Source organism: Sphingomonas sp. AC522 (assembly GCF_979258125.1).
Genome location: NZ_OZ409836.1, coordinates 2,424,380 through 2,440,581 on the forward strand (window position 1 = coordinate 2,424,380; position 16,202 = coordinate 2,440,581).

At 63.2% G+C, this 16,202-nt stretch carries 19 protein-coding genes; 8 read left to right on the top strand and 11 right to left on the bottom strand.

The features are described 5' to 3' along the window. Positions 1 to 33 precede the first annotated feature (33 nt). Genes ACZZZM_RS12085 through ACZZZM_RS12095 form a run of 3 tightly spaced genes read left to right on the top strand, consistent with a single transcriptional unit; the run spans position 34 to position 3,124 of the window. A complete protein-coding gene (locus ACZZZM_RS12085; protein WP_463595342.1) occupies positions 34 to 1,842 on the top strand; it encodes a TadE/TadG family type IV pilus assembly protein in 1,809 nt (602 codons plus the stop codon). Then, complete coding sequence (locus ACZZZM_RS12090) at positions 1,839 to 2,465, top strand: TadE/TadG family type IV pilus assembly protein (protein ID WP_463595343.1); 627 nt, start codon at positions 1,839 to 1,841, stop codon at positions 2,463 to 2,465. Before ACZZZM_RS12085 ends, ACZZZM_RS12090 begins: the two co-directional genes overlap by 4 nt. Beyond that, complete coding sequence (locus tag ACZZZM_RS12095; protein ID WP_463595344.1) at positions 2,462 to 3,124, top strand: TadE/TadG family type IV pilus assembly protein; 663 nt, start codon at positions 2,462 to 2,464, stop codon at positions 3,122 to 3,124. The genes ACZZZM_RS12090 and ACZZZM_RS12095 overlap by 4 nt, the downstream gene beginning before the upstream one ends. A 40-nt stretch (positions 3,125 to 3,164) precedes the next feature. Here ACZZZM_RS12095 and ACZZZM_RS12100 read toward each other — a convergent pair whose 3' ends face one another. The 6 genes from ACZZZM_RS12100 to eno all read right to left on the bottom strand — a co-directional run bounded on the left by ACZZZM_RS12100 (position 3,165) and on the right by eno (position 8,166). Then, on the bottom strand, positions 3,165 to 3,350 hold the full coding sequence (locus tag ACZZZM_RS12100; protein ID WP_463595345.1) for a hypothetical protein: 186 nt from the start codon (positions 3,348 to 3,350) through the stop codon (positions 3,165 to 3,167). A gap of 62 nt (positions 3,351 to 3,412) precedes the next feature. After that, positions 3,413 to 4,810, bottom strand: coding sequence for a pyruvate dehydrogenase complex E1 component subunit beta (locus ACZZZM_RS12105; RefSeq protein WP_463595346.1), 1,398 nt, complete (start codon positions 4,808 to 4,810; stop codon positions 3,413 to 3,415). Between the two features lies 1 nt (position 4,811). After that, complete coding sequence (gene pdhA / locus ACZZZM_RS12110; protein ID WP_463595347.1) at positions 4,812 to 5,861, bottom strand: pyruvate dehydrogenase (acetyl-transferring) E1 component subunit alpha; 1,050 nt, start codon at positions 5,859 to 5,861, stop codon at positions 4,812 to 4,814. Positions 5,862 to 5,970: 109 nt separating this feature from the next. Next, complete coding sequence (locus tag ACZZZM_RS12115; RefSeq protein WP_463595348.1) at positions 5,971 to 6,354, bottom strand: hypothetical protein; 384 nt, start codon at positions 6,352 to 6,354, stop codon at positions 5,971 to 5,973. A gap of 16 nt (positions 6,355 to 6,370) precedes the next feature. After that, positions 6,371 to 6,691, bottom strand: coding sequence for an FtsB family cell division protein (locus ACZZZM_RS12120; RefSeq protein WP_463595349.1), 321 nt, complete (start codon positions 6,689 to 6,691; stop codon positions 6,371 to 6,373). Between the two features lie 197 nt (positions 6,692 to 6,888). Further along, on the bottom strand, positions 6,889 to 8,166 hold the full coding sequence (eno, locus tag ACZZZM_RS12125; RefSeq protein ID WP_463595350.1) for a phosphopyruvate hydratase: 1,278 nt from the start codon (positions 8,164 to 8,166) through the stop codon (positions 6,889 to 6,891). 113 nt (positions 8,167 to 8,279) lie between these two features. On the opposite strand from eno, the gene ACZZZM_RS12130 reads away from it, so the two are divergent. The 5 genes from ACZZZM_RS12130 to ACZZZM_RS12150 all read left to right on the top strand — a co-directional run bounded on the left by ACZZZM_RS12130 (position 8,280) and on the right by ACZZZM_RS12150 (position 10,138). After that, positions 8,280 to 8,816 carry a hypothetical protein gene (locus ACZZZM_RS12130; RefSeq protein ID WP_463595351.1) on the top strand — a complete coding sequence of 179 codons (537 nt, stop codon included), beginning with the start codon at positions 8,280 to 8,282 and terminating at the stop codon, positions 8,814 to 8,816. A gap of 12 nt (positions 8,817 to 8,828) precedes the next feature. Next, positions 8,829 to 9,173, top strand: coding sequence for a phage holin family protein (locus tag ACZZZM_RS12135; protein ID WP_463595352.1), 345 nt, complete (start codon positions 8,829 to 8,831; stop codon positions 9,171 to 9,173). Beyond that, on the top strand, positions 9,170 to 9,490 hold the full coding sequence (locus tag ACZZZM_RS12140) for a DUF3618 domain-containing protein (RefSeq protein WP_463595353.1): 321 nt from the start codon (positions 9,170 to 9,172) through the stop codon (positions 9,488 to 9,490). The genes ACZZZM_RS12135 and ACZZZM_RS12140 overlap by 4 nt, the downstream gene beginning before the upstream one ends. A gap of 23 nt (positions 9,491 to 9,513) precedes the next feature. Further along, positions 9,514 to 9,840 carry a hypothetical protein gene (locus ACZZZM_RS12145; protein ID WP_463595354.1) on the top strand — a complete coding sequence of 109 codons (327 nt, stop codon included), beginning with the start codon at positions 9,514 to 9,516 and terminating at the stop codon, positions 9,838 to 9,840. A 70-nt stretch (positions 9,841 to 9,910) separates the two neighbouring features. Then, positions 9,911 to 10,138, top strand: coding sequence for a DUF4170 domain-containing protein (locus tag ACZZZM_RS12150; protein ID WP_463595355.1), 228 nt, complete (start codon positions 9,911 to 9,913; stop codon positions 10,136 to 10,138). A gap of 15 nt (positions 10,139 to 10,153) precedes the next feature. On the opposite strand, the gene ACZZZM_RS12155 is transcribed toward ACZZZM_RS12150, so the two are convergent. The 5 genes from ACZZZM_RS12155 to carA form a co-directional block, all read right to left on the bottom strand. Continuing rightward, on the bottom strand, positions 10,154 to 10,792 hold the full coding sequence (locus ACZZZM_RS12155) for a rhomboid family intramembrane serine protease (RefSeq protein ID WP_463595356.1): 639 nt from the start codon (positions 10,790 to 10,792) through the stop codon (positions 10,154 to 10,156). After that, complete coding sequence (greA, locus tag ACZZZM_RS12160; protein ID WP_463595357.1) at positions 10,792 to 11,268, bottom strand: transcription elongation factor GreA; 477 nt, start codon at positions 11,266 to 11,268, stop codon at positions 10,792 to 10,794. The genes ACZZZM_RS12155 and greA overlap by 1 nt, the downstream gene beginning before the upstream one ends. A gap of 77 nt (positions 11,269 to 11,345) precedes the next feature. Further along, a complete protein-coding gene (gene carB / locus ACZZZM_RS12165; RefSeq protein ID WP_463595358.1) occupies positions 11,346 to 14,678 on the bottom strand; it encodes a carbamoyl-phosphate synthase large subunit in 3,333 nt (1,110 codons plus the stop codon). Beyond that, positions 14,679 to 15,014, bottom strand: coding sequence for a hypothetical protein (locus tag ACZZZM_RS12170; protein WP_463595359.1), 336 nt, complete (start codon positions 15,012 to 15,014; stop codon positions 14,679 to 14,681). It lies immediately after the preceding gene. Then, a complete protein-coding gene (gene carA / locus ACZZZM_RS12175; RefSeq protein ID WP_463595360.1) occupies positions 15,011 to 16,177 on the bottom strand; it encodes a glutamine-hydrolyzing carbamoyl-phosphate synthase small subunit in 1,167 nt (388 codons plus the stop codon). The genes ACZZZM_RS12170 and carA overlap by 4 nt, the downstream gene beginning before the upstream one ends. Between the last annotated feature and the right edge of the window lie 25 nt (positions 16,178 to 16,202).

Here is a 16,202-nt window from a genome sequence, read left to right on the forward strand (position 1 = left end):
GCGATTAGAATGGGCGAAACGGAGGAGCGCAGCTTGGGGAAAGGACGCTCGTTTCTGGGCTCGCTGATCCGTGACGCGCGCGCCAACACGCTCGCGATGATGGCGATGGCGCTGATCCCTCTGGCGGGCATGGTCGGCGGCGGCGTGGACATCAGCCGCATGTACATCGTCAAGACGCGCCTGCAACACGCATGCGATGCCGGCGCGCTTGCCGGCCGCAAGGCGATGGGCGGCGGCACCTGGAGCTTCAACAATTATTCCGCCCGGGCATCGGCAGAGAAATTCTTCGACGGCAATTATAACAGTGCCGCTTATGGCGCTACCGGCGTGACGCGCACCTTCACCGAGAATTCCGGCAAGGTCAGCGGGACTGCATCCGCCATCCTGCCGATGACGCTGATGCGCGTTTTCGGCCGCACCACCGAGACTCTGACCGTGGCGTGCGATGCCGACATGCGCCTGCCCAACACCGATGTGATGTTCGTCCTCGATACCACGGGATCGATGAACGACTATGACGGCGCCGGCGTTCGCAAGATTGACGGCCTCAAGGTTGCAGTGAAGTGCTTCTACGAGATCGTCGCGCGGCTCGATACGACTGCGACCTGCACGACCGGCACGCCGAGCGGCGGCACCGGCAACCAGGTGCAGATCCGCTTCGGCTTCGTGCCCTATGCCACCAACGTCAATGTCGGCCGCCTGCTCAAACCGGAGTGGATGGCGGACAATTGGTTTTATCAGACGCGCCAGCTCGTCTCCGGCGGGCCGGGCGGCACGACCAATGGTTGGGGTGCTCCGGTCAATGGCGGTATCGTCGCTTGCTCGAACGTTCCTACCAGCAACGCGATGTACAAGTATACCGTAACCGGGTCACTCTTCGGCTATTGCTCTTACAGCGTCCAGACCTGGGGCTCGACGACGACCGGCGCGACCACGGCCTTTTGGAAATATGATCGCCTTAGCCTGGACGTCAGCGGGCTGAAGGACGGGACGAACTGGAAAGACGATTTCGAACTGCCTATCGGCGATGGCGGCAATAACAAGACCCTGACTTGGGCAGGCTGCATCGAAGAGCGGCAGACCGTACAGGCGACGAACTTTGCGCCCATCCCAGCCGGCGCCAAGGATCTGGATTTCGATTCGGTTCCGACCACCGACAACACGACCAAATGGGGGCCATCTCTGCCGGACGCGCTCTATACGCGCCAGCAGACCAGCAACGGCACGGGCAATTGGAACACAGCGGCGGTCAACAACACTTCGACCAATTATCGCAACACCTCGAACGCCTATTGCCCGACTGAGGCGAAGAAGCTCCAGACCTGGCCGAGCGCGACCGGCTTCGATTCCTATGTCGACAGCCTGTCGCCATCGGGAAACACCTATCACGATATCGGCTTGCTCTGGGGTGCCCGCCTGGCATCGCCCACCGGCCTGTTCGCCAGCGAGAACGACTTCACCGATCAGGGCGGCGAGATCGAGCGCCACATCATCTTCATGACCGACGGTGACACCAACACCTCGGCGAACGACTATAATGCCTATGGTGTGCCTTGGTTCGACAAGCGGCAGACCAATTCGACGACGCAGGCCGATCTCGACACGCAAGTGGATCTCCGGTTCGCGGCGCTGTGCCAGAAGATCAAGAACACGACGTACAATGGCCGCGCGGCTTATACGTTGTGGGTGATCTCCTTCGGGGCGGTGAGCACCGACACCGAGACGCGCCTGACCAATTGCGCGACATCGGGCCGCTATTTCAGCGCGCTCAACTCGGCCGACCTCCAATCGACGTTCAAGTCGATTGCCGACCAGATCTCGCAGCTGAGGCTCACCCGGTGATCGCGCGCCATTTCCTCCGCCGCCTGCGCCGCGACGAGCGGGGCGCCACGATCGTCGAATTCGCGATCGTCGCGCCCGTGATGGGCATGGTTCTGCTGGGCGCATTCGACGTGGCGCATTCGCTTTACATGCGCGGCGTGCTCCAGGGCATCGTCCAGAAGGTGGCACGCAATTCGACCCTGGAAGACAGCACGGCCGCCAACGCTCAGACCACGCTCGACAACAAGGTCAAGGCGCAGGTCGCCGCTGTCGCGAACAATGGCGAGGTCACGATCTCGCGGCGCTATTACCGCACCTTTTCGACCGCCGCCGCCGCACGCGCCGAGACCTTTACCGATTCCGCGTCCGGCGTCTTTCGCAACGGGATTTGCGACAATGGCGAGCAATATGAGGATGCCAATCGCAATGGCGTGTGGGACCGCGACGGCGGCAATGCGGGCCAGGGCGGCGCCAAGGACGCCGTGTTCTACACGGTGACCGTAAGCTATCCGCGCTTCTTCCCGATCTACCGCTTTATCGGCGGATCGCAGACCACCAAGATCACCGGCTCCACCGTGCTGCGCAACCAGCCTTATGGCGATCAGGCGAGCTATGCCGCGATGCAGGTGCGGAATTGCACATGACGCGCATCGCGGCCGCCATTTCCCGATTGCGCATGCTTCGCCGCGACAAGAGCGGTGCGGCGCTGCTCGAATTCGCCTTCACGCTGCCGATCCTCCTGACGATGGGGCTGACCGGCGCGGAGATCACCAATTACATCATCACCAAGATGCGCATCAGCCAGATCGCGCTGCACCTGGCCGACAATGCCGCACGGATCGGATCGGGCAGCCAGCTCCAGGCCAAGACGATCACCGAGGCGGATATCAACGACCTGTTCACCGGCGCGCAGCTTCAATCGGGCGAGCTCGACCTGAAGACCAATGGCCGCGTCTTTCTCTCGAGTGTCGAGCCATCGACGGTCAATACCGCCAACTCGCGCATTCGCTGGCAGCGCTGCTTCGGCGACAGGACGACCCGGACCTCGACCTATGGAACGGTCGCGAACAAGACGAACGTCACCGGCATCGGCCCCTCGGGACGTGAAGTCGCAGCCACGGCGAACGGCACCGTCATGTTCGTGGAAGTCTATTACGAGTATAAGCCGCTGATAAAGAGCTCGCTGTCGCCGGACACGAGCATGGTCGAAATCGCTTCGATGATGGTCCGCGATCGCCGCGATACCGTTGGCGGCACCAACGGTGTCTACCCCGTCACTGGGGTGACTGCATCCAGCTGCTGACAAGCGAAGGGCGGCCCGCTTCCGGACCGCCCCCTGGTTTTTACTTGCTTGGCGTGTCGATCTTGACGTCCGCGTCGATCTTCTGCGTGCCGCCGTTCAGCAAATTGGTGCCGAACAGGACGTAGAGGATGGCCAGGATCGCTACGATCCCGACAATCACCGCTACCGCAGTGCCGCCACCGCCGCGCCCGCCGGCATCGACCACAGTTACCTTTTCGTCGGCCATGTTGATCACTCCCATGTTGTTGCCGAGGCGAAACTACCGACCGACATGGGTTGTTCCCGGGCCTAGCGGTAGGTGACCTTCTTGACTGCGGCGACAACCTTGTCCGCAGTGATCAGCGCCAGCTTCTCCAGGTTTGCGGCATAAGGCAGGGGCACGTCCTCATTAGCGACTCGGAGCACAGGGGCGTCGAGATCGTCGAAACCCTGCTCCATCACCACGGCGGTGATTTCGCTGGCGATCGAGCAGGTCGGCCAGCCTTCCTCGACCACTACCATGCGGTTGGTCTTCTTAAGGCTCTCCAGCACCGTCGCCGTGTCGAGCGGACGCAGCGTGCGCAGGTCGATGACTTCGCAGTCCACGCCCTCGCCCGCGAGCTTTTCAGCGGCTTCGAGCGCGACGCCCACGCCGATCGAATAGCTGACCAGCGTCACGTCCTTGCCTTCGCGCACGATCCGCGCCTTGCCGATCGGCAGCACATGATCGTCGAGCTTGGGCACGTCGAACGTACGGCCGTACATCAGCTCATTCTCGAGGAAGACGACGGGGTCTTCGGTGCGGATCGCGGCTTTCAGCAGCCCCTTGGCATCCGCCGCGTCGTAGGGCGCGATCACGATCAGGCCGGGGACGCTGGCATACCAAGGCGCGTAGTTCTGCGAGTGCTGCGCGCCGACGCGGCTTGCTGCGCCGTTCGGACCGCGAAACACGATCGGACAGCGCATCTGGCCGCCGGACATGTAATTGGTCTTGGCAGCGGAGTTCACGATGTGATCGATCGCCTGCATCGCGAAATTGAAGGTCATGAACTCGACGATCGGGCGGAGGCCACCCATCGCCGCGCCGGTGCCGATGCCGGCAAAGCCATATTCGGTGATCGGGGTATCAATGACGCGCTTGGCGCCGAACTCCTCGAGCAGGCCCTGGGTCACCTTGTACGCGCCCTGATATTCGGCGACTTCCTCGCCCATCACGAAGATGCGGTCGTCGGTGCGCATTTCCTCGGCCATCGCGTCGCGAAGCGCCTCGCGGACGGTCGTCTTAACCATCTCGGTGCCTTCGGGGATCGCGGGATCGGAAATCGTTGCGGCTTTGTCCGAAGCGAGCTGCTTAGTGCCGCTATCGGCCTTCTTGGGCGCTTCGGCAGTCTCCAATTCGGCGGCCTTCTGCTCCTGCGCGGGCGCTTCGGCAGCGGGTGCGGGGGCGGGCGAGGGCGTGTCCTCCCCTTCCCCGGCAATCGTCGCGATCACGGTGCCGACCTTCACATTGTCGGTACCTTCGGCGATCACGATCGACGCGATCGTGCCTTCGTCTACGGCTTCAAATTCCATCGTCGCCTTGTCGGTCTCGATCTCCGCCAGGATGTCACCCGACTTTACGACATCGCCTTCCTTGACGAGCCATTTGGCGAGCGTGCCCTCTTCCATCGTGGGCGACAGCGCCGGCATCTTCAGTTCGATCGCCATCTCAGTACAACTCCACCAGCACGTCGGTATACAATTCGGCCGGATCGGGCTCCGGCGTGGATTCCGCGAAATCGGCGAAATCGTTCACGATCTTGCGGATTTCCTGCTCGAGCGGCTTGAGGTCGGCCTCAGTGACGCCGAGCGTCTCGAGCTCGCGCTTGACCGCCTCGATCGGGTCGGACTTGTCGCGAACCGATTGGACCTCTTCGCGCGAGCGGTACTTGGCGGGATCGGACATGGAATGGCCGCGATAGCGATAGGTCTTCATCTCGAGGATGATCGGGCCCTTGCCCGCGCGGACCCACGCCAGCGCTTCCTCAGCCGCACCACGGCACGCCAGCACGTCCATGCCATCGACCTGGATGCCGGGAATGCGGAAGCTTTCGCCGCGCTTGTAGAGCTGGTCCTCGGCCGACGAGCGATTGACGCTGGTGCCCATGGCGTATTGGTTGTTTTCGATCACATAGATGATCGGCAGCTTCCACAGCTCGGCCATGTTGAACAATTCATAGACCTGACCCTGGTTCGACGCGCCGTCGCCGAAATAGGCCATCGCGACGCCGCCATCCTCGCGATACTTGTGCGCGAAGGCGAGGCCCGTACCGAGCGAGACCTGCGCGCCGACAATGCCATGGCCGCCGTAAAACTTCTTCTCGGTCGAGAACATGTGCATCGAGCCGCCCTTGCCGCGGCTGATGCCTGCGCCGCGCCCGGTCAGTTCGGCCATGATCACCTTGGGATCGATGCCGTACGCCAGCATGTGGCCGTGATCGCGATAGCCGGTGATCACCGAATCCTTGTCGCCGTCGAGACCCGACTGGAGACCGACCGCGACGGCTTCCTGGCCGATATAGAGGTGGCAGAAGCCGCCGATGAAGCCGAGGCCGTAAAGCTGGCCGGCCTTCTCCTCGAAGCGGCGGATCAGCAGCATCTGCTTGTAGAATTCGAGCAGCTCCTCCTTGGAAGCCTGGTACCGCTGCGGCTCGTTCGGGCGCTCGCGGTTGCTCTTGGGGGGTTCGATCACTTGATTCTTCGCCGGCGCTTTTGCCACGATGAGGAAATCCTATCCCGGGGAGGTCAGAGCCGGGCCTATAGGACTGTTGTTACGCCCGACGCAACGTCAACGCGCGGAGAACCAAGGCGTTCAGTGCCGGCCGGTGTCAGAAAGTATTGTACGTCCCAGGCAGGCCCTTGGGGAGCACATCGCAGCCTTCCCCCTCCTGATCGCCGGGCTTGACGGTGACGGCCCAGCCGGCATCGTTGCCATGCGCATCGGCCACGGTCTCGATCCGGATGGTGCATGGGTCGCCTTCGACAGCGATCGAGCCGTGATCGGTTCCGTCGAAGATCGCATCAAAATACTGGATATAGCCGTTCGGGCCCTTGAAGGTCACCGCAGCGCCCTTCCAGCTCGTATCAGCGTTCCGTTCGATATCGGAGAAGGAGACCGTATAGGCGCCGTTGCGGCCGCGGAAATCCGGATCGTCGGCCTGGGCCGGGATCGCCGCCATGCAGGCCGCGAGAATGGCGAGAAACACCTTCATACCGTTTCTCCGGATATTATTTCTTGAGCGGGATGATCACTTCGTCTGGACGGACGACGTTCAGCTGCTTGCGTGCCATCTCATCGACCAGATCCGGATCGGCACCGCGCTTCGGATCGAGCAGATCGACCTTGTTCTTGAGCTCTGCCCGGCGCTTCTGCAGCGCGGCGAACTCGACCTGCTTCTGCTCAAGCTCAGCCTTGAATTCCTTCGCCGCTACGACGCCGGTGGGACCCAGCGCGGCATTGTAGCCGAAAAAGCCGATGGCAATCAGCGCAGCGGCGGGAACGCCCGCACGGCGGAGCAGGGTCTGGATCGGGGAAGCGGTACGCGACATTCGGTGATTCTTGCTTAACCACGCGCGTTAGGCAAGGCCGTAGTGTTGCGGAACTCGAATTCCTCCCTCGCAAACGGGGGGAGGTGGCATGCGCAGCATGACGGAGGGGGTCGATCCGCAAGCGCATTGATCGCGGATATACCCCTCTCCACCACTTCCTCGTCCCCCTCCCCCACTTCGCGAGGGAGGAAATCAGCTCACGCCTTCAGCACGCTGCGCCCGGCGTAGCGGGCGGCATCGCCCAGCTGCTCTTCGATGCGGATCAGCTGATTGTACTTTGCCAGCCGGTCCGAGCGGGCCAGCGAGCCCGTCTTGATCTGCCCGCAATTGGTCGCGACCGCGAGGTCGGCAATGGTCGCGTCCTCGGTCTCGCCCGAGCGGTGCGACATCACCGCCGTATAGGACGAGCGCTGCGCCAGCGATACCGCTTCCAGCGTCTCGGTCAGCGTGCCGATCTGGTTGACCTTCACCAGCAGCGAATTGGCGGTGCCGCTGTCGATGCCGCGCTTGAGGCGCTTTGGATTGGTCACGAACAGATCGTCGCCGACCAGCTGGATCTTCGCGCCCAGTCTGTCGGTCAGTGCCTGCCAGCCCTCCCAATCGTCTTCGGCCATGCCGTCCTCGATCGAAAAGATCGGATATTTCGCGCACAGCCCAGCGAGGAAATCGACATTTTCGAGCGACGAGAAGGTCTGCCCCTCCCCGACCATCTTGTATGCGCCATCGCGATAATATTCGGTCGCCGCGCAATCGAGCGCGAGCATGACGTCGTCGCCGGGCTTGTAGCCCGCCGCCTCGATGCTGCTCATGATGAAATCGAGCGCATCGGTGGTCGAGCTGAGATTGGGCGCGAAGCCGCCTTCGTCGCCCACGCCGGTCGCCAAGCCCTTTTCGTGCAGCTTCTTCTTGAGCGTGTGGAAAATTTCAGAACCGCAGCGCACCGCCTCGACGATGTTCTCGGCGCCCACCGGCACGATCATGAATTCCTGGAAGTCGATCGGATTGTCGGCGTGCTCGCCGCCGTTGATGATGTTCATCATCGGCACCGGCAGCACATGCGCATTGACGCCGCCGACATAGCGATAGAGCGGCAGGCCGCTCGCCTCCGCCGCGGCCTTCGCCGCAGCCAGGCTCACGCCCAGAATCGCGTTGGCGCCCAGCCGGCCCTTATTCTCGGTGCCGTCCAGTTCGATCATCGCATGGTCGAGATCTGCCTGGTCCTCGGCGTCCAGACCGAGCACCTCCTCGGCGATCTCAGTGTTCACTGCATCGACCGCGGCCTCGACGCCTTTTCCGAGCCAGCGACTCTTGTCGCCGTCGCGCTTCTCGACTGCCTCATGCGCGCCCGTCGAAGCGCCCGAAGGCACCGCGGCGCGCCCCGAACTGCCATCTTCGAGCACCACGTCCACTTCAACCGTGGGGTTGCCCCGACTGTCAAGAATCTGGCGGGCGTGGATGTCGATGATTGCGGTCACGTAACGGTCTCCCTACGTATGTCCGAGAAGGCTTGGGCGCGCCTCTAACGGCTCTGGATGGAACTCGCAAACGCGGTCGTTGTTGTTCGCGCAAGACATGGAGGCTCAAAGCAATGGCTGATAAAAATACCCCCGACGTGACGTTCGATGCCGATCCGAAGCTCGAGAGCGAAACCGGCGCTGCCGATGTGAATTTCCAGCCCGAGGCCAATCTTGGCGGGGAAGAAGCACCCAAGCGCGGCGCTGCCGATACGATTCGCGATGCCGCAGGCAAGTTCGGCACCCAGGCCGCCGATCGCGCACGCGAGTTTGCCGGCGAAGGCAAAGATCGCGCGACCGGCGCGCTCGATGAAGTCGCCAAGCTGTTCGAAGGCGCGGCGCTCGATGTCGATGCGCGTCTCGGCGAGCAATATGGCCAATATGCACGCACGGCCGCGAACGGCATCTCCAGCTTCGCCGAGGGACTGCGCAACAAGGAAGTCGATGATTTGATCAGCGACGCCACCGAACTGGTGCGCAAGAGCCCCGTCATCGCGGTCGGCGCTGCTGCTGCGGTCGGCTTCGTCATCGCTCGCTTGCTGAAGTCCGGGCTGGATGCCGCCGGCGACGCTGCCGATGCGACTGCGGCTGATCCCGCTCCCAAGGCGTGAGGATACAGGGGGGTGGGCTTACCGGATCAACCTGACGAAGAAGGCCTGGGCGAGCTGTTCGGCCGTCTGGTCGACGACGGCAAAGGCTATGCCCGCGCCGAGATCGGCTATTATCGTACGCTCGTCCGCTCCAAGCTTGGCGATGCCACCGCCGGGCTGTGGATGGGCGCCGTTGCCCTGGTTCTAGCCAATGCCGCGGCGATAGCGCTTATCGTCGGCTTGATCCTCACCCTCTCCCCGCTGGTCGGCCCCGGCTGGGCGACGTTGATCGTCGTCGTTGCGATTCTCCTGATCGCGGGCATCATGGGCCTGCTGGCTTGGTCGCACATCAAGCGCGTGATCGGGAGCAAGTCATGACCGACGAACCGGCCGACGTCGCCACTGCAAGAAACGAAGTCGCCGCCGCCCGCGCCCGCCTGTTCGGTACGCTGGCCGAGGTGCAGGATCGGCTCAAGCCCTCGCATCTCGCGCAGGATGCAGTGGAAAGCGCCACCCAGGGCATCGCATCGGTCGCCCGCAAAGGTGCCGATGCAGCGCGCCGGCGGCCGTTTGCGGTTGCGGCGGTTGCGGGAACGGTCGGACTGATCATGGCACGGGGCTGGATCGGCGACATCGTCACCGGCCGCAATGAAACCAGCGCGGCCGATACGGGTTTGAAGAGCAAGAGCGCCTGAGCGCACAGATAAGGACTTTGCGAATGACCACTGCCAACACCGCACGCAAGCCGACCGCCAACTCCGCAGCCGATGACGGCACCAATCCGCTGGCGCTGGTCGCCGGTGGCGTTGCTGTCGGTGTGGTACTGGGCATGCTGCTCCCCCGCCTCGACAAGGAGCGCGAACTGCTCGCCCCGGTTGGCGCCAAGATCGCCGACCGCGCGACGGCGACGATCCAAGCGGCGAAGGAGGCCGGCCGCGCCGAGATCGAGGGCCTGATCCCCAATCGCGACAATGCCAAGGAAAAGGTCGGCGCGCTGTTCGGCAACGTGGTCGAGGCAGCCAAGGGCGCCGCGCGCGGAGCCTGACTGCTTTTGGGGTTGAGCATGATGCCGCAGGCGCTAAGGCCTGCGGCAAATCTCATCCCGGGAGAGTATCGTGAGCAAGCTCCACCTCGTCTTCGGCGGCCGCGTGACCGATCCGCAGACGCTCGATTTCAAGGATCCGTCGGCGCTCGACGTGGTCGGCATCTTCCCCGATTATGCCAGCGCCGAAAAGGCTTGGCGCGGCGCCGCCCAGCGCACTGTCGACGATGCCGAAATGCGCTATGTGGTGGTGCATCTCCACCGCCTGCTCGATCCGGAAACCGGCAAGATCGCAGACTGAGCCCGGAAGCCTGGCTCAGGCCCCGCGCCACCGCCACAGCAGCAGCGGCTTGGCTAAAGCGAGCCCGGCGAGAAAGCCGCCGATATGCGCTGCCGCAGCGACAGCAATGCCGGCGCCCAGGAACGCGAACATCGAGAGCAGGTTGATCGCCGTCCAGGCGAGCGCCAGCCAGATCACATGCACTACCTGCGCGGGGATTGGTCCGATCGCCCTGGCGCGCGAACGGCCGAACAGCAGCGAATAGGCGCCGACCACTGCCGACGCCGCGCCGCTGGCCCCGATCATCGGCATCTGGGACAGCGGATCGACCAGCCACTGCGACGCCGCGGCGGCATAGGCGCCCACGACATAGAGCACGCCGAGCGAAAACGAACCCAGCGCCTTTTCTGTCGGCTGCCCAGTAACCGCGAGCATCAGCATATTCATCGCGAGGTGAAAGAAGCCGGCATGGAGTAGCGCGCAGCTGAGCGGCGTCAGAAACGCGGGCACAGCGACCACACCGCTGAAATCCAGCATGCCGCTCACCCGCGCCGGGATGAAGCCGCCGAGGATGGCTGCGTCGAGTTCGTAGTTGGTGAAGCTGACGATCAGGCTCGTCAGCACGGTGACCGCAACGATCGCGCCGGTCGCCGTGATCCGGCGTCCGGCAAGCATCAGATGAACTCGATCTTGGACACCAGATAATAGCGGTCGCCCGCGGGAACCGAGACCTCGACTTCCTCGTCAACCTTGCGGCCGATCAGCGCGCGGCCGATCGGCGAATTATAGGAGATGCGGCCCTTGCTGGCATCCGCCTCGGTCTCGCCGACGATCTGATATTTGATCGGCTTTTCGTCCTCATCGAGCATCGTCACGGTCGCGCCGAACACGACTTTGTCGCCCGACAATTCCTTGGGATCGATGATCTGGGCGCGGCTCAGCTTGCCCTCGATGTCCGAGATCGTGGCTTCGTTCTGGCCCTGCTGCTCCTTGGCGGCGTGATATTCGGCATTTTCCGAAAGATCGCCATGCGCGCGGGCTTCCTCGATCGCATCGACGATCAAGGGGCGCTCAATTTTCAGGCGCCGCAGCTCGGCAGTGAGCTTCTCATAGCCCTCCTGGAGCATCGGCATCTTGTCGACCGTCGCCATCGTTCACGTCCTTCAATACCCCAGATCCAAGCGTTCCACACCGGAAACGCCCGCACACTAACATCGATTGGGGGAGATCAATTGTGCGAGTGCGAATAATAGGACTGTAAGGGACGCACTGCAAGGCTCTGCCCCGAAAGCGCCTGAATAGCCCGCGCCGCAGCAACGCTGGCCTGCGCCGTCGTGAAGTACGGAATCTTCAGCCCAAGCGCCGAACGGCGGATATCCGCGGAGTCCTTGAGCGACTGCCAGCCTTCGGTGGTGTTGAAGATGATCGCGACATCGCCGTCGACAATCCGATCGACGACGTGCGGACGCCCCTGCGCGACCTTGTTAACGTCGCCAACGACAAGTCCGTTCTCGCGCAGATAGGCCGCGGTGCCGGTGGTGGCGATGATCGTGAAGCCCATCTCGGCCATCAGCCTTACGCCCGGCAGAATCACGGCCTTGTCGCTGTCCTTGATGCTGACGAACAGGCAACCCGCTTCAGGCAACACGGTCCCCGCCCCCAGCTGAGCCTTGGCAAAGGCAGTGGCGAAGTCCTGGTCGATCCCCATCACTTCGCCGGTGCTCTTCATTTCCGGCGACAGGACCGGATCGACGCCGGGGAATTTGTTGAAGGGGAAAACGGCTTCCTTGACCGCGATATGATCGATGTGGCGGTCTATCTTGGGCAGGTTCGCGAGCTTCTCGCCGGCCATCACGCGCGCGGCGATCTTGGCGACGGGCGCACCGATCGCCTTGGCGACGAAGGGCACGGTGCGGCTGGCGCGCGGGTTTACCTCGATGAGGTAGACCAGGTCGTCCTTGACCGCGAACTGGATGTTCATCAGCCCGACGACCTTGAGCGCATGCGCCAGCGCGACGGTCTGCTTCTCGATCTCGGCGATGATCTCCGCCGAAAGGCTGTAGGGCGGGATCGAGCAGGCGCTATCGCCCGAATGGACCCCGGCTTCCTCGATGTGCTGGAGCACGCCCGCGACCACGACATCGGTCCCGTCGCAGATCGCATCGACATCGACTTCGACGGCATCGCGCAGATATTGATCAATAAGCACCGGACTATCCCCGGAAACCTGTACCGCGGTCTGGATATAATCGTCGAGCTGCTGCAGCGTATCGACGATCTCCATCGCGCGGCCGCCCAGCACATAGCTGGGACGCATCAACACCGGGAAGCCGATCCGCTCGGCAGCGGCGACGGCTTCGTCGCGGCTGCGGGCGAGACCGTTGAGCGGCTGGCGGAGGCCGAGCTTGGCGATGAGATCGGCGAAGCGCTCGCGATCTTCGGCGAGATCGATCGCGTCGGGCGAGGTGCCAAGGATCGGGATGCCGGCATCTTCGAGAGCTTGGGCCAGATTGAGCGGGGTCTGGCCGCCGAACTGGACGATGACGCCGACCAACTCTCCGTTCGACTTCTCGATCTCGAGGATCTCGAGGACGTCTTCGGCAGTCAGCGGCTCGAAATAGAGACGGTCCGACGTGTCGTAATCGGTGCTCACCGTCTCCGGATTGCAATTGACCATGATCGTCTCATAGCCCGCATCGGCCAGCGCGAAGCAGGCGTGGCAGCAGCAATAATCGAACTCGATCCCCTGCCCGATCCGGTTCGGCCCGCCGCCAAGGATTACGATCTTGCGGCGATCGGTGGGCGCGGACTCGTTCTCGGGCTCGCCGAAGCTCGCGGCTTCGTAGGTCGAGTACATATACGGCGTCTTGGCATCGAACTCGGCGGCGCAGGTGTCGATCCGCTTGAAGACCGGGCGGACGCCGAGCTTGTGGCGAAGCGCGCGGACGTCGGTTTCGGTGACGCCGCCGGTCATGGCCTTGGCGATCTCGCCGATCAGGCCGTGGCTGCGGGCCATGGTTTCCGAACCACGACGCATGTTGAGCGACTTGAGCGCGAGGAATGCCAGGCGCTTGTCGCTAAAGCCCATCGCCTTGAGCTTGCGCATGCCCTGCGCGTCCTGTGGCAGGCCATTGCGGCAGACATGCTCTTCCGCCGCGATGATCTCGGCAATGCGCTCGAGGAACCAGGGATCATAGGCGGTCAGCGCGTGGATTTCGGCGACGGTGAAGCCTTCGCGCAGCGCTTGCGCCGCGATCAGCAGGCGATCGGGGGAGCGCACCGTGAGCTCCGCCTCGATCTGGTCGCGCGGAGCGCCGGCGAGGCGATCGACATTGTTGAAGCCGCTGAGGCCCGTCTCCAGCCCGCGCAGCGCCTTCTGCATCGATTCATGGATGTTGCGGCCGATCGCCATGACCTCGCCGACCGACTTCATCGCGGTGCCGAGCGTGGCCTCCGCGCCCTTGAACTTCTCGAACGCGAAGCGCGGGATCTTGGTGACGACGTAATCGATCGTCGGCTCGAAGCTCGCGGGGGTCGCGCCGGTGATGTCGTTGGTGATCTCGTCGAGAGTGTAGCCAACCGCCAATTTGGCCGCGACCTTCGCGATCGGGAAGCCAGTGGCCTTCGAGGCCAGCGCCGAGGAACGCGATACGCGCGGGTTCATCTCGATGACGATCAGCCGCCCGTCCTTGGGATTCACCGCGAACTGGACGTTCGACCCGCCCGTCTCCACGCCGATCTCGCGCAGCACCGCGATGCTGGCGTTGCGCATGATCTGATATTCCTTGTCGGTCAGCGTTAGCGCGGGCGCGACGGTTATCGAATCGCCGGTGTGGGTGCCCATCGCATCCACATTCTCGATCGAGCAGATGATGATGCAATTGTCGTTGCGATCGCGCACGACTTCCATCTCATATTCTTTCCAGCCGAGGAGCGATTCCTCGATCAGGACTTCGGTGGTCGGCGAGAGATCGAGCCCATTGCGGACGATGCTCAGGAATTCCTCGCGATTATAGGCGATGCCGCCGCCCGAGCCGCCCATGGTGAAACTGGGGCGGATGATCGCGGGAAGGCCGACCTTGGCCAGCCCCTCCAGTGCCTCGGCCTCGCTGTGCGCGATGGCCGAACGGGCGCTTTCGAGCCCGATCCTGGTCATCGCATCCTTGAACTTCATCCGATCTTCGGCCTTGTCGATCGCCTCGGCATCGGCACCGATCATGATGCAGCCGTATTTTTCGAGAGTGCCGTCATTGGCGAGGGCCAACGCAGTGTTGAGCGCGGTCTGCCCGCCCATCGTCGGCAGCACCGCATCGGGGCGCTCCTTCTCGATGATCTTCGCTACGATCTCGGGCGTGATCGGCTCGACATAGGTGGCGTCGGCCAGCTCGGGATCGGTCATGATCGTCGCCGGGTTCGAATTGACCAGGACGATGCGATAGCCCTCTTCCTTGAGCGCCTTGATCGCCTGCGTGCCCGAATAATCGAACTCGCACGCCTGGCCAATGATGATCGGGCCAGCGCCAATGACGAGGATGGAGGAGATGTCGGTGCGTTTGGGCATCTATTTCGCTTCGAAAGTCGCAAAGGGAACGTTGTGCTTGAGGCACCGTACGCTCTCAGGATTTGCTTGGGGATCGATCTGCAGGCGCGGTTCGCCTGAAAAATCGTCGGGAAGTAGGAAGGACGTACCGCATTTCGCCGCTCGGGCTTGAAAACCGCGCATCGCTTTCGCCATGCCTTCCTTCTCAAGCGCCGCTTTATCGGCCGAAGTCGGCATCGCTTCAATTTCGATGAGCGCTGTCGTGTAGTCCGCGGCTGCTTCGTAATAATCGGCCAAAGCTTCAGCCTGCGTGCCATCCTGCATCGCGGTCACGAACAAGGCGATTGCGAGCATCACGCCTTCATCATCCCCACGAACTTCTCGAACAGATACAGGCTATCCTGCGGCCCCGGGCTCGCCTCGGGGTGGTATTGCACCGCGAACGCATCGCGGTCGGTCAGCTCGAAGCCGGCGTTGCTGCCGTCGAACAGCGACACATGCGTCTCGCGCGCGGTGGCGGGGAGCGTTTCGCTCAGCACCGCGAAGCCGTGGTTCATGCTGGTGATCTCGACCGCGCCGTCGCTGAGGCGCTTGACCGGGTGGTTGGCGCCGCGATGGCCCTGGAACATCTTGCTGGTCTTCGCGCCCACCGCGAGCGCCATCAACTGGTGGCCGAGGCAGATGCCGAACAGCGGTTTGCCGCTCTCCAGCATGCTTCGGATCACCGGCACGGCGTATTCGGCGGTCGCGGCGGGATCGCCGGGGCCGTTGGAAAGGAAGAAGCCGTCCGGGGCGAAGGACATTGCCTGCTCGAAGGTCGCGGTGGCGGGGAGGACCGTCACGCGCGCGCCGGCCTTCGCCAGATTGCGAAAGATGTTTTTCTTGGAGCCGTAATCGATGGCTACGACGTGGGGGCGGCCATCCTTCGGCTCTGCGCCTTCATAGCCAAACCCAAGCCGCCAGACGCCGCCTTCCCAGCCGTAATGCGTCTCGGTGCTGACCGTGATAGCGAGGTCCATGCCCTCCAGCCCCGGCCATTCGCGGGCCATCTGGAGGAGCATCGGAATGTCGAACTCGCCCGAAGCCGAATGCGCGATGACACCATTTGGCGCACCGGCCCCGCGGATGCGGCGGGTGAGTGCGCGGGTGTCGATGCCGGAAAGGCCGATGCGGGCGTGCGCCTTCATCCAGGCATCGAGGTGCTGGTTGCTGCGGAAATTGCTGGGCTCAGTCACGTCTTCGCGGACGATCATGCCGAGGGCGTGGGGTTCGTCGGCCTCCACATCGTCCGGATTGGCGCCGACATTGCCGATATGGGGGAAAGTGAAGTTGATGATCTGGCCCGCAAAGCTCGGGTCGGTCATGATTTCCTGATAGCCGGTCATCGCGGTGTGGAAGCAGACTTCGCCGACCGCCTGGCCTTCCGCGCCGAAGCCGCGGCCCCACACCACATCGCCACTGGCGAGGACCAGAACGCCGGTCGCTCCTGCGGGCATGGGCATGGGATTGGCGTCGGCCATGGGTGAGTGGCGCTCCATTGAAAAC